Annotated in this window: 25 protein-coding genes; 13 read left to right on the forward strand and 12 right to left on the reverse strand. The window is 72.4% G+C overall.

Features of this window, described 5'->3' with window-relative positions; all coding sequences use genetic code 11:
* Positions 1-35: 35 nt before the first annotated feature.
* The 3 genes from OG570_RS32660 to OG570_RS32670 are packed head-to-tail and all read right to left on the reverse strand — an operon-like array spanning position 36 to position 2568.
* Positions 36-1082 carry an alcohol dehydrogenase catalytic domain-containing protein gene (locus OG570_RS32660; protein ID WP_326952900.1) on the reverse strand — a complete coding sequence of 349 codons (1047 nt, stop codon included), beginning with the start codon at positions 1080-1082 and terminating at the stop codon, positions 36-38.
* The gene (locus tag OG570_RS32665; protein ID WP_326952901.1) at positions 1083-1835 is read right to left on the reverse strand and encodes an SDR family oxidoreductase; all 753 of its coding nucleotides are present in this window, start codon (positions 1833-1835) and stop codon (positions 1083-1085) included.
* A 1-nt stretch (position 1836) separates the two neighbouring features.
* Positions 1837-2568: a FadR/GntR family transcriptional regulator gene (locus tag OG570_RS32670; protein WP_326952902.1), complete on the reverse strand. Its 732-nt coding sequence runs from the start codon at positions 2566-2568 to the stop codon at positions 1837-1839.
* Positions 2569-2606: 38 nt separating this feature from the next.
* Here OG570_RS32670 and dgoD point away from each other — a divergent pair, with 38 nt between their 5' ends.
* The 12 genes from dgoD to OG570_RS32730 all read left to right on the forward strand — a co-directional run bounded on the left by dgoD (position 2607) and on the right by OG570_RS32730 (position 15722).
* Complete coding sequence (gene dgoD, locus OG570_RS32675) at positions 2607-3755, forward strand: galactonate dehydratase (protein WP_326952903.1); 1149 nt, start codon at positions 2607-2609, stop codon at positions 3753-3755.
* Positions 3756-3889: 134 nt separating this feature from the next.
* On the forward strand, positions 3890-5014 hold the full coding sequence (locus OG570_RS32680; RefSeq protein WP_326952904.1) for a substrate-binding domain-containing protein: 1125 nt from the start codon (positions 3890-3892) through the stop codon (positions 5012-5014).
* On the forward strand, positions 5011-6519 hold the full coding sequence (locus tag OG570_RS32685; protein WP_326952905.1) for a sugar ABC transporter ATP-binding protein: 1509 nt from the start codon (positions 5011-5013) through the stop codon (positions 6517-6519). Before OG570_RS32680 ends, OG570_RS32685 begins: the two co-directional genes overlap by 4 nt.
* On the forward strand, positions 6516-7520 hold the full coding sequence (locus tag OG570_RS32690; protein WP_326952906.1) for an ABC transporter permease: 1005 nt from the start codon (positions 6516-6518) through the stop codon (positions 7518-7520). Before OG570_RS32685 ends, OG570_RS32690 begins: the two co-directional genes overlap by 4 nt.
* Before the next feature lie 9 nt (positions 7521-7529).
* Positions 7530-9878, forward strand: coding sequence for an RICIN domain-containing protein (locus OG570_RS32695; protein WP_326952907.1), 2349 nt, complete (start codon positions 7530-7532; stop codon positions 9876-9878).
* On the forward strand, positions 9878-10756 hold the full coding sequence (locus tag OG570_RS32700) for an SMP-30/gluconolactonase/LRE family protein (protein WP_326952908.1): 879 nt from the start codon (positions 9878-9880) through the stop codon (positions 10754-10756). Before OG570_RS32695 ends, OG570_RS32700 begins: the two co-directional genes overlap by 1 nt.
* On the forward strand, positions 10753-11721 hold the full coding sequence (locus tag OG570_RS32705) for a Gfo/Idh/MocA family protein (protein WP_326952909.1): 969 nt from the start codon (positions 10753-10755) through the stop codon (positions 11719-11721). Before OG570_RS32700 ends, OG570_RS32705 begins: the two co-directional genes overlap by 4 nt.
* Positions 11718-12650, forward strand: a complete 933-nt coding sequence (locus tag OG570_RS32710; RefSeq protein WP_326952910.1) for a sugar kinase — start codon at positions 11718-11720, stop codon at positions 12648-12650. The genes OG570_RS32705 and OG570_RS32710 overlap by 4 nt, the downstream gene beginning before the upstream one ends.
* 1 nt (position 12651) lies before the next feature.
* Positions 12652-13422 (forward strand): IclR family transcriptional regulator, encoded by a 771-nt coding sequence (locus OG570_RS32715; protein WP_326950106.1) that lies wholly within the window; start codon positions 12652-12654, stop codon positions 13420-13422.
* On the forward strand, positions 13412-14023 hold the full coding sequence (locus OG570_RS32720) for a bifunctional 4-hydroxy-2-oxoglutarate aldolase/2-dehydro-3-deoxy-phosphogluconate aldolase (RefSeq protein WP_326952911.1): 612 nt from the start codon (positions 13412-13414) through the stop codon (positions 14021-14023). The genes OG570_RS32715 and OG570_RS32720 overlap by 11 nt, the downstream gene beginning before the upstream one ends.
* The gene (locus OG570_RS32725; RefSeq protein ID WP_326952912.1) at positions 14023-15600 is read left to right on the forward strand and encodes a hypothetical protein; all 1578 of its coding nucleotides are present in this window, start codon (positions 14023-14025) and stop codon (positions 15598-15600) included. The genes OG570_RS32720 and OG570_RS32725 overlap by 1 nt, the downstream gene beginning before the upstream one ends.
* Positions 15597-15722, forward strand: a complete 126-nt coding sequence (locus tag OG570_RS32730) for a hypothetical protein (RefSeq protein WP_326952913.1) — start codon at positions 15597-15599, stop codon at positions 15720-15722. The genes OG570_RS32725 and OG570_RS32730 overlap by 4 nt, the downstream gene beginning before the upstream one ends.
* Before the next feature lie 321 nt (positions 15723-16043).
* Here the strand turns inward: OG570_RS32730 and OG570_RS32735 are convergent, their stop codons facing one another.
* The 9 genes from OG570_RS32735 to OG570_RS32775 all read right to left on the reverse strand — a co-directional run bounded on the left by OG570_RS32735 (position 16044) and on the right by OG570_RS32775 (position 22203).
* Positions 16044-16496: a VOC family protein gene (locus tag OG570_RS32735; protein ID WP_326952914.1), complete on the reverse strand. Its 453-nt coding sequence runs from the start codon at positions 16494-16496 to the stop codon at positions 16044-16046.
* On the reverse strand, positions 16493-16933 hold the full coding sequence (locus tag OG570_RS32740; protein ID WP_326952915.1) for an SRPBCC family protein: 441 nt from the start codon (positions 16931-16933) through the stop codon (positions 16493-16495). Before OG570_RS32740 ends, OG570_RS32735 begins: the two co-directional genes overlap by 4 nt.
* Before the next feature lie 44 nt (positions 16934-16977).
* Positions 16978-17304, reverse strand: a complete 327-nt coding sequence (locus OG570_RS32745; RefSeq protein ID WP_326952916.1) for an ArsR/SmtB family transcription factor — start codon at positions 17302-17304, stop codon at positions 16978-16980.
* Positions 17305-17421: 117 nt separating this feature from the next.
* Complete coding sequence (locus OG570_RS32750; RefSeq protein WP_326952917.1) at positions 17422-18099, reverse strand: response regulator transcription factor; 678 nt, start codon at positions 18097-18099, stop codon at positions 17422-17424.
* The gene (locus tag OG570_RS32755; protein WP_326952918.1) at positions 18096-19394 is read right to left on the reverse strand and encodes a sensor histidine kinase; all 1299 of its coding nucleotides are present in this window, start codon (positions 19392-19394) and stop codon (positions 18096-18098) included. Before OG570_RS32755 ends, OG570_RS32750 begins: the two co-directional genes overlap by 4 nt.
* Positions 19395-19462: 68 nt before the next feature.
* Positions 19463-20296 (reverse strand): ABC transporter permease, encoded by an 834-nt coding sequence (locus OG570_RS32760; protein ID WP_326950097.1) that lies wholly within the window; start codon positions 20294-20296, stop codon positions 19463-19465.
* On the reverse strand, positions 20293-21231 hold the full coding sequence (locus OG570_RS32765) for an ABC transporter ATP-binding protein (protein WP_326952919.1): 939 nt from the start codon (positions 21229-21231) through the stop codon (positions 20293-20295). Before OG570_RS32765 ends, OG570_RS32760 begins: the two co-directional genes overlap by 4 nt.
* A 153-nt stretch (positions 21232-21384) precedes the next feature.
* Positions 21385-21579, reverse strand: a complete 195-nt coding sequence (locus tag OG570_RS32770) for an undecaprenyl diphosphate synthase family protein (RefSeq protein WP_326960228.1) — start codon at positions 21577-21579, stop codon at positions 21385-21387.
* 327 nt (positions 21580-21906) lie between these two features.
* Positions 21907-22203: a PadR family transcriptional regulator gene (locus tag OG570_RS32775; RefSeq protein ID WP_326952920.1), complete on the reverse strand. Its 297-nt coding sequence runs from the start codon at positions 22201-22203 to the stop codon at positions 21907-21909.
* Positions 22204-22289: 86 nt separating this feature from the next.
* Between OG570_RS32775 and OG570_RS32780 the strand changes: the two genes are divergently transcribed.
* On the forward strand, positions 22290-22646 hold the full coding sequence (locus OG570_RS32780; RefSeq protein ID WP_326952921.1) for a hypothetical protein: 357 nt from the start codon (positions 22290-22292) through the stop codon (positions 22644-22646).
* Positions 22647-22864: the final 218 nt, after the last annotated feature.

A 22864-nucleotide genomic window follows, 5' to 3' on the forward strand; every position in this document is an offset into this window, starting at 1 on the left:
GTCCGGCCACGTCGGCGGAGCCGGGGCGACATCGGTCAGGGGGTCCCGAACCGCAGCAGGACCTTGCTCGACCGCTCCGGACGGCTCGCGACGGCCAGCGCCTCCTCCGCTTCGTCCACTGTGTACTGCGCGGAGACGATCGGGGCGAACAACGCCGGGTGCGCCGCGATCGTGGCCAGGGTTTCGGCCATCCCGCCCGCGAACCGGCTGGAGCCGGCGAACGTCAGCTCGCGGGGGACCGTGAGGTGCCACGGCCCCGCGACGCCGTCACCGGGCAGCTGGCCCACCTGGACCAGGGTGCCGCCGGGGAGCAGGGCGCCCAGTGCCGTCGCCACCGCCACCGGGGCGCCCGACGACTCGAACGCGACGTCCACCTGAGGCAAGGATTCGCCGGCGGTCAGGGTGCCGGTCGCGCCGACTCGCCGCGCCACCGCCAGGGGCTGGGGGTGCAGATCGGTGACCGTCACCGCCGCCGCACCCTCGATGTGCGCCAGGGCCACCACCAGCAGGCCGATCGGGCCCGCGCCGGTTACCAGGACGTGGCGGCCGCGCACCCCGCCGGCCAGCGCGGCCATGCGGGTCAGCGCGTGGCGGGCCACGGACGCCGGTTCGGCCAGTGCCGCCGTGCGCAACGCGAGCCCCGCCGGCACCGGGACGAGCCGGTGGCCGGGCACCAGCAGCCGGTCGGCGAAACCGCCGTGGGTGTGCGGGCGGCGGGCCGCACTGCCCAGGTAGCGCAGGTGCGGGCACAGGTTGTCCCGGCCTTCGCGGCAGCGCGGGCACTCCCCGCAGGTCTGGGCCGGGTGAACGGCGACCGGCGTGCCGGCGGCCGGGCCCGAGCCGTCGGCGGCCGCGGTGCGGACCGTGCCGACGACTTCGTGGCCCAGCACCATCGGGTCGGCCAGCACGGACTCGCCGACTTCCCCGCGCTGCCAGTAGTGGACGTCGGAGCCGCAGACGCCGCCGTAGGAGACGTCGACCACCGCGTCGCCCGCGCCGGGGGAGATGTCCGGGAAGTCCTGTGTGGACAGCCGGCCCGCGCCGAGCACCGTCACGGCCCGGCCCATCGGGAGCACGGTCACTCAGATCACCGCCGTCAGGCCGCCGTCGACGTAGACGACCTGGCCGTTCACGAAGTCCGACGCGGCCGACGCGAGCCACACCGCCGGGCCGGTGACGTCCTCGGGGCGGCCCCACCGGCCGGCCGGGGTGCGCTGGGTGATCCACGCCGAGAACTCGGGGTCCGCCACCAGGGACGCGTTGAGCTCGGTGTCGAGATAACCCGGCGCCAGGCCGTTGACCTGGATCCCGTGGCCCGCCCACTCCGCGCACATCGACCGGGTCAGCCCGGCGAGCCCGGTCTTGGCCGCGGCGTACGGCGCCGTCGTCGGCCGGACCAGGTGCGTCTGCACCGAGCAGATGTTGACGATCTTCCCGCTGCCGCGCGCGATCATCCCGCGCGCCAGTGTCCGGCCGACGACGAACGCGCTCGTCAGGTCGACGTCGACGACCCGGCGCCAGTCCTCGACCGGCAGCTCGGTGAGCGGGCCGCGGACCTGGATCCCGGCGTTGTTCACCAGGATGTCCGGACACCCGTGCTCGGCCACGAGTTGCTCGAGGGCCGCCTCCGCCGCGTCGCTGTCGGAGACGTCGAAGGCGCAGGTGAGGACGCCGTCGCCCAGCTCGGCGGCCGCCGCGGCGAGCTGATCGGCGTCCGGGCTGTTGAGCGCCACGCGGGCACCGGCGGCGAGGTAGGCCTCGGCGATGGCCCGGCCGATGCCGCGTCGAGAGCCGGTGACCAGCGCGAGGCGACCGGTCAGGTCGAAGGACGTCACGTCAGTTCTCCTCTTCGGAAGCAGCGCCGAGGACCTCGGCCCGCGCCTCGCGCACGAGCGCGCGGGACGCCGCCTCCGCCGCGGCCTGGTCGCCGGCCGCCACCGCGTCGACCAGCTCGCAGTGGCGGTCGAGCGACACCGCCGTCTCGTCGTTGAACGAGCGGTGCCCGGTGTAGCGGGCGTGCAGGGTGGCCAGCACGGTCTGCACGAGCTGGCTGAGCACGTCGTTGTGCGCGCCGCGCAGCAGGGCTTCGTGGAACGCGGTGTCCGCGGTGGCGAAGTCGTGTGGTTTGCCGTCCTGGAACGCGGTCGTCATGCTGGCCAGTGCTTCGCGCAGGGTCGCTGTGGTCTCGTCGTCCCGGCCGGCCGCGGCGCTGCGCGCGGCCATCGGTTCGAGGGCCTCGCGCAGGGTGAGCAGCTCGCCGAGCTGGCGCCGGGAGTCGGGTCCGGCCGCGCGCCAGGTGATCACGCGCGGGTCGAGCAGGTTCCACGCCGCGACGGGCAGCACGGTGGTGCCGACGCGGTGGCGCGGCTGGACCATCCCGAGCCCGGTGAGCGTGCGCAGGACCTCCCGCACCACCGAGCGCGACACCCCGTGCTCCTGCTCGATCCGTTCCGTGGACAGCACCGATCCGGGGGCCAGCTCGCCCGTGGCGATCCGGCTGCCGATCGCGTCGACCACCTGTGCGTGCAGGCCGCCCGGTCCGCTCAGCGGGTTCACTTCGCCTCCCATTTGAGTATGATAAATCATACTCTAGCGAAGGAGTGGGTATGCGGGTGACCGACGTCGAGACTTTTCTCGTCGCGCCGCGGTGGATGTTCGTCAAGGTCTCGACGGACGCCGGGATCCACGGCTGGGGCGAGGGCGGGCTCGAAGGATCGGCCGACGTCACCGCGGCGGCGGTCACGGCCCTGGCCGAGCAGGTCGTCGGCGAGGACCCCCGCCGCATCGAAGACCTCTGGCAGCGGCTCACCAAGGGCGGGTTCTACCGCGGCGGCCCGGAACGGTCGTCGGCGATCGCGGCGCTCGACCAGGCCCTGTGGGACATCGCCGGCCGGCGGCTGGGCGTGCCGGTGTACGAGCTGCTCGGCGGTCCGGTGCGCGACCGCGTCCGGGTGTACGGCTGGATCGGCGGCGACTCGCCGCACGACGTCGCCGCCGCGGCCACCGCGCAGCGCGAGGCCGGGATGACGGCGGTGAAGATGAACGCCACCGCGCAGTTCCCGCCGATCCCGAGCGCGCGCGACGTCGCGGCCGCGGCCGACCGGGCTCGGCAGGTGCGGGAGGCGCTCGGCCCGGACCGCGACTTCGCCGTCGACTTCCACGGCCGGGTGAGCGCGGCCGCCGCACCGCGCCTGATCGAAGCGCTGGAACCGTTCGACCCGCTGTTCATCGAAGAACCCGTGGTGCCGGAACACAACCACACGAATCTGCGACGGCTCGTCGAGAGCACCAGCCGCCCGATCGCCACCGGCGAACGCCTCTTCTCCCGCGGCGACTTCCTCCCGGTGCTGGAGGCCGGCGTCCGGGTGGTGCAGCCCGACCTGGCCCACGCCGGGGGCATCTCGGAGGTGCGCCGGATCGCCGCCCTCGCCGAGACGTTCGGCGCGGTCCTCGCGCCGCACTGTCCACTCGGGCCGCTGGCACTGGCCGCGTGCCTGCAGGTCGACTTCGCCACCCCCAACTTCCTGATCCAGGAACAGTCGCTGGGGATCCACTACAACCGCACCGCCGAGCTGCTCGACTACGTCGTCGACCGGGAGGTCTTCACGTTCACCGGCGGGTACGTCGAACGCCCGCCCGGTCCCGGCCTCGGCGTGGAGATCGACGAAGACGCCGTCCGGAAGGCCCACGAGCACGGGATGCGCTGGCGCACGCCCGTGTGGACGCACGCGGACGGCTCGTTCGCGGAATGGTGATGTGCAGAGGGCGCAACAAAGCCACTGATTCGGCCCGGAAATCTTGACAGGAAAGGGGGTCCGGCGCAGTCTTCCGCGCTAGACGTGCTCACTGCGCACACGGGTGTGCAAATCGCGCAACAAAGGAGTTCGCCATGACCGTCAGCCGCGTCCTCATCACCACGACCGCACTCGCCGCCGCGACGGCACTCACCCTTTCCGGCTGCACGTCGGCGACCGACGACGCGAAACAGCAGTCCGGCCAGGCGGCCGCGAAACTGGCCGGCTCGACCGAGTTCAACGACGCGAAGCTGGGCGAGCTCGCCGGGAAGATCAAGCAGGCCGTGCAGGCCAAGGGCGCCGGTGGCGTGCGCGTCGCCATGGTGATCAACAGTCCGTCGGCGTACTGGACCGAAGGCCGTACGGGCATGGAGAACGCGGCGAAAGAGCTTGGTGTGCAAGCGAACTTCCAGGCTCCGGCGGGCGGTGACCTCAGCGCCCAGTTGTCCATCCTGGACACCCTGCGCTCGGACAAGGTGGACGGCTACACGGTCTCGGCCGTCGACCCCAAGGCCGTCGTCGGCCCGGTCGGCGCCGCGCAGAAGGCCGGGATCGGCGTGGTCGCGATCGACTCCCCGCTGTCGGGGACGCCGGATCCGGTCACCTACCTCGGCACCCCCAACACCGACGCCGGGCAAAAGGCCGGCGAATCGATGAAAACGCTGCTCGGCGGTTCCGGAAAGGTCGCCATCCTCACCGGTTCGCTGACCGCCGCGAACGCGACGCAGCGCATCGCCGGATTCAAGAAAGCGATCGAGGGATCCGGTATCCAGGTCGTCGACACGCTCAACGACGATTCCGACCCGTCGAAAGCGCTGTCGAACGCGCAGACCGTGCTGCAGGCGAATCCGGACCTCGCCGGGATCTACACCGTGTGGTCCTACGACGGCCCGGCGGCCGGGCAGGCGGTCAAGGCGGCGGGCAAGGCCGGTGCGGTGAAGGTCGTCGCCGACGACGCCGAACCGAAGACCGTGGAGTTCGTGCGCGACGGCGTCGTCCAGGCGATGGTGCTGCAGCGGCCCTACCAGCAGGGCTACCTCGGGGTGTACCTGCTGACCGCGCTGAAGGTGCTCGGCAAGGACGCGACGGACCAGCTCCTGCGGCCGTACCTGGCCGAGAAGGACGGCGTCAGCACGCTGAGCTCGGGCATCGGCCTGGTCACCGGCGACAACCTGCAGACCTACCTGGACGACCTCAAGAAGCTGGGGGTCACGCAGTGACCGCCGTCCACGTCGAGGCGGCCGGTCTGCGCAAGCGGTACGGCACCGTCGAAGTGCTCAACGTCGACCGGCTCGCGTTGCGCGGCGGCGAGGTCGTCGCCGTGCTCGGCGAGAACGGCGCCGGCAAGTCGACGCTGATCCGGGTGCTGACCGGCGCCACCGCCGCCGATGAAGGCCGGGTGACCATCGGCGGTACGCCGTTGCGCAACGGCGACCCGGCCCACGCCCAGGACCTCGGCGTCGCGACCGTGTCGCAGGAGTTCCCGCTCGTGCCCGAGCTGTCGGCGGCGGAGAACCTCATGCTGGGCCGGCGCGCCGGCAGCGGACGTGTCGTGTTCGACCGCCGCGGGACCGAACGCGCCGCCCGCGCGATGCTCGCCCGCATCAACGCCGACATCCCGGTGCGCCGGCCGGTCGTCCGGCTGTCGGTGGCGCAACGCCAGCTCGTGGAGATCGCGAAGGCGCTGGGCCGGGACCCGTCGGTGCTGGTGCTCGACGAGCCGACCTCGGCGCTCGGCCCGGTCGAGGCGCGCCGCGTGCTGCAGTGCGCGCGGGACCTGGCCGCGCAGGGCAAGGTCGTGCTCTTCATCGGCCACCGGCTCGACGAGGTGCGCGAGATCGCCGACCGCGTCCTCGTACTCCGCAACGGCCGGCTGGTCGCCGATCTGACGCCGGAGCAGGCGACGCACGAGGCGATGATCCGCGCGATGGCGGGCGACGAGGCCGAGGTCCTGGTCGACGGCGACCCGCCGCCGCCGGGCGACGAGCCGGTGCTGACAGTGCGGGCGCTGGAAGCCGCCGGGATCGGGCCCGTCGGCTTCGAGGTGCGCCGCGGCGAGATCCTCGGCGTCGCCGGCCTGATGGGCTCCGGGCGCAGCCGCTTGGTGCACGCCCTGATGGGCGCCACCCCGATCACCGCGGGCTCGATGCGTCTCCACGGCCGCCCGTACGCGCCGAAGCACCCCGCCGACGCCGTCCGCGCGGGCGTCGGCCTGGTCCCCGAAGACCGGAAGCACCAAGGGCTGCTGCTCGACGCCCCGGTCCGCTGGAACATCTCGCTCGCTTCGCTGCCCCGTCTTGCGCGCCGCGGTTTCTACCTCGGCCCGCGCGCGGAAAAGGCGTTCACCGAAGAAGTGCGGCGCTCAGTGCGGGTGCGCTGCGCCACCCAGGAACAGCCGATCGGCACGCTGTCGGGCGGCAACCAGCAGCGCGCGATCTTCGGCCGCTGGTTCGCCACCCGCCCGAAACTGCTGCTGCTCGACGAGCCCACCCGCGGCGTCGACGTCGGCGCGAAGGCCGAGATCTACCACCTCGTCGAGTCCTTCGCCGCGCAGGGCATGGCCGTCGTGATCGCCTCCTCCGAACTGGAGGAGCTGATGCGGCTGACGCACCGGACCGTCGTGCTCGCCGGCGGCCGGCTCGCCGCGACCGTCCCGCGTTCGGCCTACAGCAAGCAGGCCCTGATGACCGCCGCCAACGACGTCCCGGAAGGAGTGGCTCCGTGACCGCCACGCAAACCGAACCGGCCCCGCCGGACACCGTGCCCGAGCGGGGCGGTCCCTCGTTCCTGCGCGGCAAGGAGATCGGCGTCGTCGGCGCCGTCGTGGTGGTGTTCGCCGTGTTCGCGCTCGGCAACGCCAACTTCGCCGGCCTGTCGAACCTGCAGACCATGGGCGTCGACCTGGCCCAGTACGGCCTGCTCGCGCTCGGCGTCAGCTTCGTCATCATCACCGGCGGCATCGACCTGTCGGTCGGCTCGGTGGTCGCGCTGTCGGGGGTGTGGTCGGCGTGGCTGAACGTCCACGCGGGCCTGCCCGACGTCGTGGCCATCGCCGTCACGCTGGTGACCGGCGCGGCGATCGGGCTGGTGCACGGCTTTTCGGTGACCATCCTCGGCGTACCGCCGTTCGTGACGACGCTGGTCACGCTCGTCGCGGCCCGCGGTGCGGCGCTCGCGCTCACCCAGGGCTTCCCGATCGACGGCGTCGGCGCGACCTTCACCAGCGTCGCGCAGTACCGGATCGCCGCGATCCCGGTGCCGGCGCTGCTGTTCGTCGGAGCGTGTGTGCTCGCGTGGTTCTTTCTCGAACGCACCCACGTCGGCCGTCAGCTCTACGCGGTCGGTGGCAACGCCGAAGCGTCCCGCCTCGCGGGGATCCGGACGCGGCGGCGCGTGGTGCTGGCCTACGTCGTCAGCAGCGTCCTCGCCTCGGCGGTCGGCGTCCTGGTCACCGCGCGGCTCACCGTCGGCCAGCCCAGTGTCGCCACCGGCTGGGAGCTCAACGCGATCGCGGCCGCGGTCATCGGCGGGATCAGCCTGAGCGGGGGAGTGGGCCGGGTGATCGGCGTCGCGTTCGGCGCGATCCTGCTGGTCTGCATCAACAGCGGCTTGGTGATCCTGCACGTTTCGCCCTACTACCAGCAGATCGTGCTCGGCGCGGTGCTCGCTGTCGCCGTGGTCACCGACCGGTTGCGGGCCCGCCGGTCCGAGCGGAACCAGAGCTGAGGAGCCACCATGAGACGTCCCCTCGTCGCGGCGCTGGCGCTCGCGCTGGCCGCGACCGTCCCCACTGCCGTCCGCGCCGAAGCCGCCGACACCACGTTCACCATCGTCGAGGCGCAGAGCGGCAACGCGCTGGGCCTGACCCGCACCGGGACCGACCCGGTCGTCACCGTCGACCCCTACGCCGGGAACCGCGACCAGCTCTGGCGCCTCGTCGACCTCGGTGACGGCTACTCCGAGATCGTCAACGACGGCAACGGAAAGGCCTTGTCGACAGTGGACGGTCACGCCGACGACGGCGCCGTCGTGCACCTGTGGGACTACCTGGGCAGCTACCCCGACCAGCACTGGCGTGTCGCCGACGCGGGCGGCGGCACGGTCACCATCGCCAACCAGGGCACCGGAAACCGTCTCCTGTCCACCAAGGACGGTCAGACGGCGGCCGGCACCGAAACGCAGCTGTGGAGCCCGGTCGGCGGCCGCGCCGGGCAGACGTGGAATCTGGTCCCGACCACGGTTCAGCGCGTCGTCACCGTGCACGCCGACGTCGTGAGCCAGGCGCCGCGGACCGACGTCGCGACCGGTCTGGAGGACGTCAACCACGAGATCTACGGCGGCATCTACAGCCAGCTGCTGTTCGGCGAGGCGTTCCAGGAACCCGAGCACGACGCCGGCGTCAGCGGCATGTGGCGGCCCACCGCGTCCGGCGGAGCGCGGGGCACCTACGCCCTCGACACGACCACGCCGTTCAAGGGCCGCCAGGACCAGCGGATCACCTTCGTCTCCGGTCGCGGCAGCGTCGGTGTCGAGAACCGCGGCCTCAACCGGCAGGGCATCGGGGTGGTGGGCGGCAAGCCGTACGAAGGCAAGATCACCCTGCGGACGACGCAGCCCGTGAGCCTCGCCCTGCAGAACGCGGACGGCACCAAGACCTACGCCCGGACGTCGATTCATGCGCAGGGCGCCGGCTGGCGGACCTACTCCTTCACGATGACGCCGTCGGCGACCGACGCGCACGCGCGGTTCACCGTCGACCTCACCGCGCCCGGCAGCGCCGACGTCGGGTACGCGTTCCTGCAGCCCGGCGCGTGGGGCCGGTTCCAGGGCCTGCCCGTCCGCAAGGACGTCGCCGACGCGATGGTGCAGCAGGGCCTGCGCGCGATCCGGTTCGGCGGCTGCGCCAACAGCGGCTGCGGCGACGTCTCGGACTACAAGTGGAGGACGATGATCGGCGACCCGGTCACGCGGCCGGTCACGCGGGGCTTCTGGTACCCGTACGAGTCCAACGGCTGGGGCATCTTCGACTTCCTGCGCCTCGGCGAGGCGATGGGCATCGACGCCGTCCCGTCGCTGAACATCGACGAGACCCCGCAGGACATCGCCGACCTGATGCAGTACCTGTACGGGGCCAAGACCACAGCGTGGGGCGCGAAACGCGTCGCCGACGGCCATCCCGCGCCGTACACCGTGCACCGTCTCGAACTCGGCAACGAGAACGCCGTCGACGAGACGTACTGGACGAAGTTCAAGGCCCTGGCCGACGTCATCTGGGCCTACGACCCGACGATCAAGCTCGTCGTCGGCGACTTCACCTACAGCGACGTGATCACCGACCCGTTCCACTTCACCGGCGGCGGCAAGGTGAACACCCTGGCCGCGCACCAGAAGATCCTCAACCTGGCGAAGCAGTACGGTGCCCAGGTCCAGTTCGACATCCACCTGTGGACCCAGGACGCCGCCGGCGTGCCGTCCCAGATCCGGGCGCTCGACAGCTACGTCGACCAGCTCGGCCGGATCGCCCCGGGAGCGGACTACAAGGTGGTCGTCTTCGAGCTGAACGCCGACAGCCACGACCTCGCCCGGGCCATCGGCAACGCCTACGCGATCAACGCGCTGCAACGCCGGCCGAAGGTCGACGTCGTCTCCTCGGCCAACGCGCTGCAGGTGGACGGCCAGAACGACAACGGCTGGGACCAGGGCCTGGTGTTCCTGAACCAGAACCAGGTCTGGGGCCAGCCGCCGTACTACGTCCACCGGATGAAGGCGGCGTCGTGGCAGCCCGGCGTCCTGCGCACCGATGTCACCGGCGGCGACGAGCTGTTCGACGTCACCGCGCTGGCGGGCCCCAAGCTGTCGATCGATGTCGTCAACGCGTCGGACGCGCCGCTGACCTACACCCTCCGGCTCGACGGGACCCGGGGCAAGGCGGCGGTGAGCGTCCTGGAAGGACGGCCGAACGCCGTGAACACCGCCGGCAACCCGCGGAACATCGTCCCGGAAGAGTCCACTGTGGATTTGTCTGTCGGCTCGGTGACCCGGACATTTCCCGCCCATTCCTACACCTCGTTCCGGATCGGCTGATGCGTACCTACCAAGCTCAGGTCGCGTTCGACGAGCGCGCCGACCACGCGGAGGGCCCGCTCTGGGACGACGTCCGCGGCGAGCTGCTGTGGGTCGACCTCGACGCGGGGCTCGTCCGCCGCGCGACCTGGGATTCTCCTCGTCTTTCCGTGGTGGCGACGTATTCACTGGGGGAGGCGGCCGGCGCGGTCGTGCCGTGCGCCGACCCGGCCGACGGCTGGGTCGTGGCGAGCGAGTTCGGCTTCGCCCGGCTGGGCACGGACGGCTCGCTGCGGAAACTCGCCGAGCCCGAACGCGGCCGCCACGCCCGGATGAACGACGGCGCGGCCGACCCCCGTGGCCGGTTCTGGGCGGGCAGCATGGCCCGGGACCGCGCGCCGGGTGCGGCTTCGCTGTATCGCCTGGAGGGGACCGAAGCCGTCCGGGTGCTGGCGGACGTGACGATCTCGAACGGCCTCGCCTGGCGGAACCCGGACGAGTTCTACTACATCGACACGCCCACCCAGCGCGTCGACCTGGTGACCGCGGACGGCCGCCGTGAGCCCGCGTTCGCCATCGACCCGGGGCTGGGCGCACCGGACGGGATGACCATCGACGCCGAAGGCGCGCTCTGGGTGGCGCTGTGGGACGGCTCGGCCGTCGTCCGGTTCAGCCCGCGCGGCGAGGTGCTCGCCCGCGTTGACGTCCCGGCCACCCAGGTGAGCAGCTGCTGCTTCGGCGGCCCCGACCTGACGACGTTGTTCGTCACGACGTCCCAGGAAGGTTTCACGCCCGAGCAGTCCGCCGCGGAACCCCATGCGGGCAAGCTCTTCGCCGTCGAAACCGACGTCACCGGACTGCCCGCGGACCGGTACCGCCCGGAAGGAGAACGTCCGTGACCCGAGTGGCACTGGCCGGGTGCGGGGCGATGGGCGAGATCGTCGCCCGCACCGTCTACCCGGCCCTCGGCGGCCTCGCCGCCGCGATCGATCCCGACCCGGCGCGCGCCGCCGCGGTCGCCGAGCTGACCGGCGCCCGGCCGTTCACCTCGCTGGCCGAAGCACGGCGGGAAGCCGGGATCGACGCGGTCGACGTCCGCGTGCCCCACCACCTGCACGCGGCTGTGGTGCTCGAGGCGCTCGCGTCCGGGTGTCACGTCCTCGTCGAGAAGCCGTTCGCCACTACGCTGTCCGACGCCCACGCCATGGTCGCGGCGGCCGATGACGCCGGGCTCGTCCTGGCCGTCGCCGAGAACTACCCGCACCTGCGTGCGGTGCTCGACGCCCGGACGGCCTTGGCCGCGGGCCGGATCGGCGACGTCGTCGCGTTGCGCTCCACCCGCGCGTACCAGGTGGGCGGGGTGTGGGTGCGCGACGGCTGGCGCCACGGCGGCGGCCCGTCCGGCGGCATCCTGCTCGACCAGGGCACCCACCAGGTGAGCCTGCTGCGCCGCCTCGGCGGACCCGTCGCGGCGGTCGCGGCCGCCGGGGACGACGACACCGTCGCCCTCACGCTGCGGATGGCGAGCGGCGTCACCGCCCAGTCCCTGCTCACCTGGTCGGTCCCAGGGGCTGCCGCCCAGGCCGAGGCCACCGTGCTCGGCACCGGCGGCCGGCTCGACGTCGTCGTCGACTACGACGCCGACGAAGGCGGCTGCCACGTCTGGACCCCGGCGGGGAGCGAGCACACGGGCAAGGAGAACTACTACGACAGCCACCGCCTGATGGTCGAGGACTGGCTCGCCGCGATCCGCGCCGGCGCCGAACCCGTGGTGCCCGGCCGGGAAGGCCGTGCCGACCTCGCCGTGGTGCTCGCCGCCACGGAGTCCCTGGAGCGCGGCGGCGGCTTCGTGGAGGTCCCGTGACGCGGCCGGACGTCGTCTGCTTCGGCGAGAGCATGGCCCAGCTGCTGCCCGCCGACGGCGAACCGCTGCGCCACGCGACGCGGTTCACCCTCACCACCGCGGGCGCGGAGTCCAACGTCGCCCGGGCGCTCGTCCAGCTCGGCACCACCGCGTCCTGGGTGAGCCTGGTCGGCGACGACGCCCTCGGCGCCCGGCTGCTCGACGAGGTCGCCGCGGCCGGCGTCGACGTCTCGCTGACCCGGCGCCGCCCCGGACGGACCGGCTTCTTCGTCAAGGATCCGCACCCGGGTGGCTCCGCGGTCACCTACTACCGCGACGGCTCGGCGGCCTCCCGGCTCGGCCGCGCCGACGTCGACCGGGCGCTGGCCGCGCGGCCGCGGCACCTGCACCTGTCCGGCGTCACGCCCGCGCTGTCGGCGTCGTGCCGCGACGCGGTCGGGTACGCGCTCGACGGCGACGTCGTGACCAGCTTCGACGTCAACCACCGTCCCGCGCTCTGGCCGGACACCGGCGAAGCCGCGACTGTCCTTCGTGGACTGGCGCGCCGCGCGGACGTCGTGTTCACCGGGCTCGACGAAGCGGAGGCGCTGTGGGGCGCCGAGACCGCCGCCGACGTGCGCGAGCTGCTGCCCGAGCCGCGTGTCGTGGTCGTCAAGGACGGCGGCACCGCGGCGACGAGCTTCGCGGCGGACACCTCGTGCACCGAGCCCGCGCTGCCGGTGGACGTCGTCGAGCCGGTCGGCGCGGGCGACGCGTTCGCCGCCGGCTGGCTGCACGGGATGCTGACCGGCCTGCCGCACCCGGCCCGGCTGCGCCTCGGGCACCTGCTGGCCGGCGCCGCGCTGACGTCGCTGTCCGACCACTTCCCCCTCCCGCGCCCGCCCGCCGATCTGGTCCGGGCCGCCGTCGCGCCGACCCCAGGGAGCTGAGATGTCCCAGTCCGTCGACCGGGCCGCCGTCATCCTCGACGCCTGCGCCCGCGGGCCACGCCGGCTCTCCGAGCTCGCGCAGGAACTCGACGTGCACCGCTCCACCGTGCTGCGGCTGCTGCAGACGATGGAGCGGCACCGGCTGGTGCGCCGGCTCGACGACCTCACCTGGGGCATCGGGTTCGGCCTGATCGGGATGGCGCTGGAGTGCCTCGACGCGATGGACCTGCGCACCGCCGCCCGGCCCCGGCTGGAACGGCTCGCCCGCGAAGCCGGCCACACGATCCACCTGGCCGAGCTCGCCGGCACCGACATCGTCTACGTCGACAAGGTCGAAGGCCACGGCGCGGTCCGGATGGCCTCGCGGATCGGCGCGCCGGTCCCGGTGCACACCGCGGGCGTCGCGAAGGCCATCCTGGCCGGCCTCGCGCCCGACCGGCGTGACGCGATCCTGGCGACCACGACGTTCGAGAAGTTCACCGCCTCGACGATCACCGGCCCTGGCGACTTCGCCGCCGAGCTGGCCCGGGTGCGCAAGCAGGGCTACGCCGTCGACGACGGCGAGTACGAAAGCTTCCTGGCCTGCATCGCGGTCCCGGTGCGCGACCACACCGGCGCCGTGCACGCCGGCGTGTCGATCACGGCGTTGTGCGCGATCGAACCGCTGGAGCGCCTTCGCCGGCACCTGCCGCTGCTGTGGGAACTGGCGTCGGAGATCTCGCAGAACCTCGGCTGGGACGGCACTTCGGGGGTGCGCCGCCATGCCGGCTGACGACTTCTTCGCCCGCCGCTTCACCGCGCTGCCGGTCATGGTAATCCTGCGCGGCCACGATCCCGCCACCACCGTGCGGCTCTGCCGCGACGCCCGGTCGCTGGGCGTCGAGCTGATCGAGGTCCCGTGGCACGGCGAAGAATCCGCGCCGTCGCTGGCGGCCGCCGTCGCGTGGGCGCGCGAAGAGCCGGGCGCGTGCGTCGGCGCGGGGACGGTCACCACGCTCGACGCGCTCGACGCCGTGTGGAGCCTGGGCGCCGGGTTCACCGTCGCGCCGGGCTTCGACGCGCGCGTGGCCCGGACGAGCGTCGGGCACGGCCTGCCGCACCTGCCCGGCGTCGCCACCGGCACCGAGGTGGGGGCCGCGCTCGCCGCCGGTTTCCGCTGGCAGAAGGTGTTTCCCGCGAGCGTGCTGACACCCGGCTGGATCGCCGCGCTGCGGGCGCCCTTCCCCGGCGTGCGGTTCGTCGCGACCGGCGGGATCGACGCCGGCAACGCGGCGGCGTTCCTCGGCGCGGGAGCCCGCGCCGTCTCCTTCGGCAGTTCCTTCACCGCGGCGGCCGTCCGCTCGGTTTCGACCCACGAGAACGGAGAACAATGATGTCCCAGCACTCTCGTCGTGTCTTCCTCGGTGCCGGCGCGGCGTTGGCCGCGGCGCCGCTGCTCCCGGGTGTGGCCGTGGCCGCACCGGCGTCCCGGCCCCGGGCCGGTGCCGAACTCCTGCGCGACACGTTCGGCCCGATCAGCGGCTGGGAGCGCCGCGGGACGGTGATGTCCCAGACGTTGTCGTGGGAGACCTCGCTGCTGCAGGACCCGTGCCTGGTCTACAACCAGGGCGGCGGCCCGCGGTTCAAGATGTGGTACGGCTCGTTGTACTACGTCGGGTACGCCACCAGCGAGGACGGCGTCACCTGGACCAAGACGCCGGACCCGGTGCTCAGCCGCTCGATCGACACCGACCACAACAACCTCAACCAGCCCAGCGTCGTCTACCTCGACGGCACCTGGCACATGACCTACTTCGGCATCGACGCCGCCGGCAAGGGCCGCGTCCACTACGCGACGGCGAGCGCGCCGGCCGGGCCGTGGACCAAGCACGGTGTCATCCTCGAGTCGACGATGCCGTGGGAGGACGACTACATCTACAACTCCGCGCTCTACTACGACCCTGCCGAGCGCACGTGGAAGATCTGGTACACCGCCGGGAAGATCGCGTCGGCGGGCGGGGAACCGGAGTACATCTGCTACGCCACCGCGAAGAACCCGGCCGGGCCGTGGACGAAGTACGCGGGCAACCCGATCCTGCGCCCGATGCGCGACGGCGGCTGGGCGTCCCTCGGCATCGGCGGCCCGAACATCCGCCGCACCGCCGACGGCGGCTACGAGATGCGCGTCGTCGGCTGGCAGGCCGACTACCCGTCCCGCGGCGGGAAGCTGCTCTCCCGCGACGGGATCCGCTGGGAGCTGACGCGGGCGAACCTGGAGCTGGACCTCGGCGTGGCCGGCGGCCCCGAGGACGCGATGGTGTACCGCCAGTTCGTCGTCACCCACAACGGCGCCGACCACGTCTTCTTCAACGCCAAGAACAACCGCCCCGGCTGGAACGAAACGATCGAGCTGGCGATCCGGCGCACCGGGCTGCAGATCGTCGACCCGGCGAAGTGGACGATGACCCAAGGCACGGAGATCCCGAACGGCGCGTCGTTCCAGGTCAGCGGCGGCCGCGCGACGACGCTGGGCAACGCGGTCGCGACCCAGACGTTGCAGGGCAACGTGCCGATCCGCACGCTGGACTACGACCTGGCGGCCGAGGTGACTCCGCACAGCACGGCGCTGAACGACCGCGACGCGGTCCTGATGACGAGGTTCACCACCCGCGACAGCTACTACTACGCGGGCATCGCGTCCTGGGGCCAGAAGTACGCGATCGGCGTCGTGGACGCCGGCGTCAACACGAAACTGGCGGGCACGGGCGCGGCGGCGGACATCAAGCCGGAAGAGACGCACGCGCTGCGCTTCGCGGTCCAGGGCTCGAAGCTGACCCTCTACGACGGCGGCCGGGAGGTGCTGTCGGTGGTGGACCCGACGCTGGTCCCGGCGGAGAGCTTCGTAGGCCTGCAGAGTTCGACGGCGACGGGGAAGACCTCGTTCGGGAACGTGTCCGTACACGCTTTGTGAGTCGAACCCACGAGACCCGGATCGCGGTGGTGAGCCCGCCGTTCGCGTCGCACGCGCGTCCACCCGCGACGGTCGGCGCCGCGCTCGCGTTCGGGGACAACGCCGACACCGGCACCCGGTAGGAAGCTGTCGGAGCGGCCCGGCCGGCCGACGTGTTGCCCGACCCCGGCGCGGTGCCGGCGTCGGCGCGGAAGTTTCGACGACCGGTTACGGCCGGATCGGTACCTTGTGGACCAGCCGGCCTACGCCGTCACCCTGGCGATCCACGGTCTGAGCGGCGTACTGCCCCGGTCACCCCGGCTACGTCCTGGAAGGTCCCGGGGGCTTCTTCGGGCTGCCGCCGTACTGGCCGGACGCGATCCGTCCCGACGCCGGGGACCTGGCTCTGGCGGCCGCGACCGAAGTGAGGTTCTCGACGATGGCGCGGACGGCGGAGACGGTGGTCAGCGCCAGGGCATGTGCTGCAGGCACCAGGTGTTGCCGTCGGGGTCGGCGAAGTAGGCGTAGAACACGCCGCCCATGTCCTCGACGGCGCCGACCTCGACGCCACGTTCGACGAGCTGGGCGCGTGCCTGCTCGATGTCCGCGACTACCAGGTGCAGCCCGCGCACCGTGCCCGGCGGCATGGTCATGGTCTGCACGCCCTCGGTGAGGGAGATCGAGCAAGCCGAGCCCGCCGGGGTGAGCTGGACGATGCGCACGCCGTCCACCGGGCGGACGTCCACGTCGAGGGCGAAGCCGAGTGCGTCGCGGTAGAAGACGATGGCGCGGTCGATGTCCGTGACCGGCACGGGGACGAGTTCGAGCAGGTACGCGCCGGGGAGCACGGGCGGGTTGCCGGGATCGGCGGCGACAGCAGTCGGGTCGGCGGGGATTTCGGTGACGGGGTCGTTCATGAGTGGTCTCGTTTCTCGTGGTCGAGCAGGGATGCGAGGCGGTCGTACGCCTCGCCGGCGCCGCGCCGCATCGGGCTGCGCACGACCTGGTCGCGGATTTCCGGTGACGGGTACTGCGCGGTGATGGTCATGGTGGTGTGGCCGCCGGTCTCGGTCAGGACGGTGGTGACCAGCGCGGCGCCTTCGGGCCAGCCGCGGTGGATCTCGGTCTGTACGAGACGTACGGGTGGCTCGACTTCGCGGAACACGCCGTACATCTCCATTTCCGCGCCGTCGGGGCCGTGGGAGACGAAGCGCCAGGCGCCCCCGGGGCGGAGGTCGACGTCGCAGCCGGTCAGGTGCCAGCCGTGGGCGCCGTGCCAGCGGCGTAGCAGCTCGGGCTGGGTGAGAGCGGCGTAGACGAGGTCGGCGGGAGCGGCGAATTTCCGGGTGAGCACGAGCCCGGCGGTGCCCGTCTCAATGACCTGAAGTCCCGGGAGGGTCATGGCTGCAGGTCTTTCAGGAGGTCGTCGAGCTGCTGGTAGCTGGCTTCCCAGTAGTCGCGGTAGCCGGCCAGCCAGGCCGTGGCCGCCTTGAGTGGTTCGGCCACCAGGTGGCACGGCCGCCGCTGGGCGTCCCGGCCGCGTTTCACCAGCCCGGCCCGCTCGAGCACGCGGAGGTGTTTCGACACGGCGGGCTGGCTCATCGCGAAGGGGACGGCCAGCTCCGTGACGGTGGCGTCGCCGGTCGCGAGCCGGGCGAGGATGGCCCGCCGGGTGGGGTCCGCGAGTGCGGCGAACGTCGCGTCCAGGGTGCTGCTCGTGCCCATGCATAACCTCCTGGTTCTGTAACCATGTGGTTTATATAGGCTGTTCAGGGCCGCGTCAAGCGGCCTCGTCCGCCACTTCGACCACGGACCTGGCGTCGCCGACATGAAACCCGCCGGTCAGGTCGGGGGCCTCGGCTCTGTCAGGCCCAGGTCGTAGGCGAAGATCACCGCCTGGACGCGGTCCCGGGCGCCCAGCTTCGCCAGCACCCGGCCGACGTGGGTTTTGACCGTGGACTCGGACAGCACCAGGCGTTCGGCGATCTCGCCGTTGGTCCACCCGTTGCCGATGGCCACGAGGATTTCCTGCTCGCGTTCGGTCAAGGACAGCCAGCGCGGATCCGTCCGGGTCGGCGGATCGGGCGCGTCGGCCGTGAGCCGCTGGGCGTAGGTGTCGAGGAGCCGCCGGGTCAGCGCGGGTGCGATGACGGCGTCGCCGCCCGCGACCGCCCTGATGCCGGCGAGCAGTTCTTCGGGGTGGGCGTCTTTGAGGAGGAACCCGCTGGCTCCGGCGCGGAGTGCGGCGTGGGCGTATTCGTCCAGGTCGAAGGTGGTGAGGACGAGGACGCGGGATCGGCCGCCGGTGGCGAGGATCTGCCGGGTGGCTTCGATGCCGTCCATACCGGGCATGCGGATGTCCATGAGGACGACGTCGGGCCGCAGTTCCGCGGTCCGGCGCACGGCTTCGGCACCGTGCGCGGCTTCGCCGACGACGTCGGTGTCCGGTGTCGCGTCGAGCAGCATCCGGAAGCCGAACCGTTGCAGGGGCTGGTCGTCGACGATGAGGACGGTCGTCACAGCGCACCGCCGGGCGAGACGGGGATCGGGGTGAGGTCCAGGACGGCTTGGACGGCCCACCCACCGCCGGCGGTGGGGCCGACGGAGACCGTGCCGCCGTAGAGGGCCGCGCGTTCCCGCATCCCGGCGATCCCGTGCCCTTCTTCGACAGGCGGCTCGGGCGGCGTGACGGCGTCGGGCGGGCCGGTGTCCTGGACGCGGATGCGCAGCGCCGGACCCTCGACGGCGATCAGCACGTCGACCCGGGTGCGCGGACCGGCGTGCTTGAGCGTGTTGGTGAGCGCCTCTTGGACGATCCGGTAGGTCATCAGCTGCACCCCGCGATCGAGGGCGTCCAGCTCACCGGCGGACCGGAGGAGGATCTCCGGTCCGGCGGCGCGGATCCGCGTGCACAACGCCTCGACGTCGCCGATTCCCGGTTGCGGGGTCAGCTCCGGGGCGTCGGCTTTCTCCCTCAGAACACCCAGCATGCGCCGCAGTTCACCCAGGGCTTGGCGGCCGGTGTCGCCGACCAGCTCGAGTGCTTGCTTGCTGCGCTCGGGGGTGAGGTCGGCCGCGTAGGCGCCGCCGTCGGCCAGGGTGATGATGACGGACAGGTTGTGGCCGATGATGTCGTGCATCTCGCGGGCCATCCGGGTGCGTTCGGTGACGGCGGCCAGCTTGCTGCGCTGGTCCCGCTCGATCTCCAGCTGCCGCGCGCGGTCGCGCAGGCTCGCCAGCTGGGCCCGGCGGATCCGGACGGCCAGCCCGAGCGCGACGGCCGCGGTGACGGCGGTGAGCAGGAAGAACAAGGCCTCCCAGAACGACACCGCGCGCGAGACCCGGGCCGCCACGGGGAGCAGGAGCGTGACCACCCCGGCACCCGCCCAGGGCAGGTGTCGCAGCCGGGCGTGCAGGGTGATGCTGTAGAGCGCGACGAGCAGGGCGACGTCGGCGCGCAGGAAGACGTCGAGCGACCACTGGACGACGAAAGCCGCCGCGGTCAGGGCCAGCGCGACCGAGGGGGCCCGGCGCCGCCAGAACAGCGGCAGCAGCAACCCGGCCTGCAGCGCCAGCGTGCCGGCCGTCGGCAGGTGGGTGAACGTGAGCAGCAGCTCCTCGGGACCGTGCCCGTCGTCGCCGTCCGGGACCAGGTCCGGCGCGCAGAACAGCAGGAACAGCCCGGCGATCACCGCCAGGTCCAGGACCCACGGGTGGCGCCGGTCCCACTGCCGCAGCCGCTGGCCGTACCCCGTCAACCGGGCGACCAGCGGGGATCCGGTCCACGACGGCGTCGCGGCTTGGTCGTCGTGCACGGGTCTCACCTGCTCATCGTCGCGGAAAACCGCCGGCGCGGCACCAAGGCCGCACCGGCGGTGGGGCATCAGGCGTCGGACCGCGCCAGCCGGTAGGCGGCGCCGCCCAGCGCGAGGACCGTCCAGCCGACGAAGACCAGCATCCCGGCCGTCGGCGCCAGCGTGGTGGCGTCGCGGGTCAGCGCGAACATCGCCTGCCCCGCGTTGCTGGGCAGGTACGGGCTGATGTCGCCCTGCCACGACTTCGGCAGCAGCGAGATCAGGCCCGGGATCAGCATCAGCGCGGCGACGAGGACCGAGATGCCACCGGCGACCGAGCGCAGGAGCGCACCGAGCGCCACCCCGATCACGCCGACCAGACCCAGGTAGAGCCCGGTGCCCAGCAGGCTGCGCAGCACGCCCGGGTCCGACAGCGACATCGCCGCGGGCGTCCCGGCCACGATGGCGTTGCCGAAGACGAAGGCGAGGAACGCGCCGACCGTGCCGACGAGCAGCGCGACGACGCCGAACACGGCCGACTTGGACCACAGCACCGGCAGCCGGCGCGGGACCCCGGTCAGCGTCGAGCGGATCATGCCGGTGGAGTACTCGCCGGCGGTCACGAGCACGCCGAGCACACCCAGCGCCAGCTGCGCGAAGTTCGTGCCGAAGAGCGACAGGCTCAACGCGGTGGCGCCGGCGAAGTCCGGGTCCATCGGCTGGCCCGAGCCGATGTTCGACTTGTACCGCGCGGCGGAGATCAGCCCGAACGCGACCAGGAACACCAGGCCGAGGCCCAGGGTGATCCAGGTGGAGCGCAGGGACCAGAGCTTGGTCCACTCCGAGCGCAGGACGTGGCGCCCGGTGACCCGGTAGACCGGGCGGACGGTGCGGGCGGGGGCTTCCGGGGTCAAGGTGGTCATGCCGCCCTCCCGAGCGCGTCGATGCCGGTGGTGACGCCGTGGTACTCGACGGCGTCGCGGGTCAGGTCCATGAAGGCCTCCTCGAGGGAGACGGTCCGAGCGGACAGCTCGAACAGTGTGATGCCGTGTTCGGCGGCCTTGGTGCCGATGACGCGCGCCGAGAGGCCCTTCACCTGCAGCTCCTCGGAACCGGTGCGGCCGGCGATCTCGACGCCGGGACCGGCCAGGACCTCGCGCAGGCGCGCCGGGTCCGCGGTGGCCACCTGGACGGTGTCGCCGCCGGCGTCGCGGACGAGGTCGTGCACGGTGGTGTCGGCGAGCAGCCGGCCCCGGCCGACGACGATGAGGTGCTCCGCGACCAGCGCCATCTCGCTCATCAGGTGCGAGGAGACGAACACGGTGCGCCCGTCGGCCGCGAGCCCGCTGAGCAGGTTGCGGATCCAGAGGACGCCCTCGGGGTCCAGGCCGTTGACCGGCTCGTCGAGCATGATCGTGGCCGGGTCGCCGAGCAGGGCCGCGGCGATCCCGAGCCGCTGGCCCATGCCGAGGGAGAAGCTCCCCGCGCGCTTCTTCGCCACGGACTGCAGCCCGGTCATCTCGATCACGTCGTCGACCCGCCGTCGCGGAATGCCGTGGGTTTGGGCCTGGGCGAGCAGGTGGTCGAACGCCGAACGTCCACTGTGGACGGATTTCGCTTCGAGCAGGACCCCGACCTCCTGCAGCGGCGAGGTGTGCTCGGCGTAGCGGCGGCCGTTGACCTTGACCGAACCGCTGGTCGGCGCGTCCAGTCCGACGATCATCCGCATCGTGGTGGACTTGCCCGCGCCGTTGGGCCCCAGGAACCCGGTGACGGTGCCCGGCCGGACGGTGAAGTCGAGGTGGTCGACCGCCGTCTTCTCCCCGTACCGCTTGGTCAGCTGGTGTGCCTCGATCATCGTTCATCCCCTGGATCCGCGGACCGGTCGCCCCGGCCCGTTCTTCCTCGACGATAGGAGGGGACTCGGGCCGCGACGTGGTACCGCGGGAGGCAATCCGGCGCGGCGAGTAGTACCGCGGTACGACAGCGCCGCACCGCCGGCTGTGCGACGTCAGGCACCGAACCGGCGTTGCCGCCCCGCGTAGTCGCGCAGGGCACGGAGGAAGTCGATCTCGCGGAAGGCCGGCCAGTAGGCGTCGCAGAAGTGGGCGGTGACGTCATCGACGGTCAGAGTGTCCGCGACCTCCGTGAGCGTGCTGCCCGAGGTCGCGCGTTCGATGAGGAGGTCGCGGAGGCCGTCGACGATCTCCTGGCGGCCGCCGTAGCCTGCTTGCGCAGGCGTCGGGTGTACAGGTCGTAGAGGGGAGCGGTGGCGGGCCGCGGGTGTCCTCGACCGTCAGATGAGCGGCGAACCAGCCGATACCGGTCACGATCACCGCCATCGCGGCCACCCGGACCAGCCACTGGGCGACCGAGCGGGCGGGCCGGACGGCGGGGTGCAGCCACACGTCGGCCGCGCTCGCGAGCAGGTTCGGCCACGACCGGGGGTGGTTCCGGACCTCCGCCGTCAGGTCGACGCCCCAGCGGTCCCGGAACGCTCGCGGGTAGAGCCGGACCAGCCACTGGGCGACGGTCATGCCGGCCGGATGCCGAGCCGCCGGAGTCCGGCGTCGGCGACCCGGGCCATGGCGCGCAGTTCGCGCTCCAGGACGGTGCGTCCCTGATCGGTGATCTGCACCGGGCGCTGACGCCCTTCCCCGTCGAGGGCCTCGATCAGCCCTTTCGCCTCCAGGCGGGCGACGGCGCCGTAGAGGCTGCCCGGCCCCAGCCGTTCGCCGGTCCGGTCGTCGATCGCGGTGTTGATGGCGTAGCCGTGCAGCGGGCCGTCGGTCAGCGCGTAGAGCACGAGGATCTGGGCGTCGTTCGGCATCCACGGCACACTGCTACGCGTCGAGTAGTACGCGCAGCGTAGTAATGGGGGATCAGTCGGACTGGTGCCCCGTCTGCGCCGATTCGATGGTGCTGCCCGCCACGTTGGGCAGGCCCCGCCGCCACGGCGACGAGTTCGCTTTCGGTGACCCGGCCACCTGGGGGCAACCCGACGTCGTCACCGAAACCACGACCCGGCTCTACGGTCCCGCGCTGATCCGGGCCTGGGACCGACTTCACCCGCGGCTGACCCACCGCATCGCCTGGGCCGGCCACGACGGTGCCCTGCCGATCATCGAAGGCACCGTGATCCGGCTGCAGGTCGAGCGCCTGCCCTCCGGCGCGACCGGCGAAACCCGTGTGGCTTTGGCACTCCCGAACCCTGGACCATCCCGAAACTTCGCTCGCCCGAGGCGGCCGACCGCTGGACCTGGCTGCTGCTGACCGCCTACACCCAGCTCCGCCTGGCCCGTGATCTTACAGCGGACCTGCGTCGTCCCTGGGAGAAACCCCGACCAGCCCACCGGCTCACCCCAGCGCGGGTCCGCCGAGGGTTTCGGAACCTGCGTCCACAGCTCGCCTGTCCGGCCGGTGTCCCGAAACCCTCACAGCCCGGCCCCGGCCGTCCCGCCGGAACACCCAACCAACGACCCGCGTCACGC

Source organism: Amycolatopsis sp. NBC_01286 (assembly GCF_035982555.1).
GTDB lineage: Bacteria > Actinomycetota > Actinomycetes > Mycobacteriales > Pseudonocardiaceae > Amycolatopsis.

Bases quoted from the DNA above. Each gene is read 5' to 3' on its own strand.
- OG570_RS32695 (WP_326952907.1), top strand. From the start codon at position 7,530: ATGAGACGTCCCCTCGTCGCGGCGCTGGCGCTCGCGCTGGCCGCGACC.
- OG570_RS32760 (WP_326950097.1), bottom strand. From the start codon at position 20,296: ATGACCACCTTGACCCCGGAAGCCCCCGCCCGCACCGTCCGCCCGGTC.
- OG570_RS32735 (WP_326952914.1), bottom strand. From the start codon at position 16,496: ATGAACGACCCCGTCACCGAAATCCCCGCCGACCCGACTGCTGTCGCC.
- dgoD (WP_326952903.1), top strand. From the start codon at position 2,607: ATGCGGGTGACCGACGTCGAGACTTTTCTCGTCGCGCCGCGGTGGATG.
- OG570_RS32720 (WP_326952911.1), top strand. From the start codon at position 13,412: ATGCCGGCTGACGACTTCTTCGCCCGCCGCTTCACCGCGCTGCCGGTC.
- OG570_RS32680 (WP_326952904.1), top strand. From the start codon at position 3,890: ATGACCGTCAGCCGCGTCCTCATCACCACGACCGCACTCGCCGCCGCG.
- OG570_RS32725 (WP_326952912.1), top strand. From the start codon at position 14,023: ATGTCCCAGCACTCTCGTCGTGTCTTCCTCGGTGCCGGCGCGGCGTTG.
- OG570_RS32700 (WP_326952908.1), top strand. From the start codon at position 9,878: ATGCGTACCTACCAAGCTCAGGTCGCGTTCGACGAGCGCGCCGACCAC.
- OG570_RS32765 (WP_326952919.1), bottom strand. From the start codon at position 21,231: ATGATCGAGGCACACCAGCTGACCAAGCGGTACGGGGAGAAGACGGCG.
- OG570_RS32775 (WP_326952920.1), bottom strand. From the start codon at position 22,203: ATGCCGAACGACGCCCAGATCCTCGTGCTCTACGCGCTGACCGACGGC.
- OG570_RS32780 (WP_326952921.1), top strand. From the start codon at position 22,290: ATGGTGCTGCCCGCCACGTTGGGCAGGCCCCGCCGCCACGGCGACGAG.
- OG570_RS32670 (WP_326952902.1), bottom strand. From the start codon at position 2,568: ATGGGAGGCGAAGTGAACCCGCTGAGCGGACCGGGCGGCCTGCACGCA.
- OG570_RS32745 (WP_326952916.1), bottom strand. From the start codon at position 17,304: ATGGGCACGAGCAGCACCCTGGACGCGACGTTCGCCGCACTCGCGGAC.
- OG570_RS32715 (WP_326950106.1), top strand. From the start codon at position 12,652: ATGTCCCAGTCCGTCGACCGGGCCGCCGTCATCCTCGACGCCTGCGCC.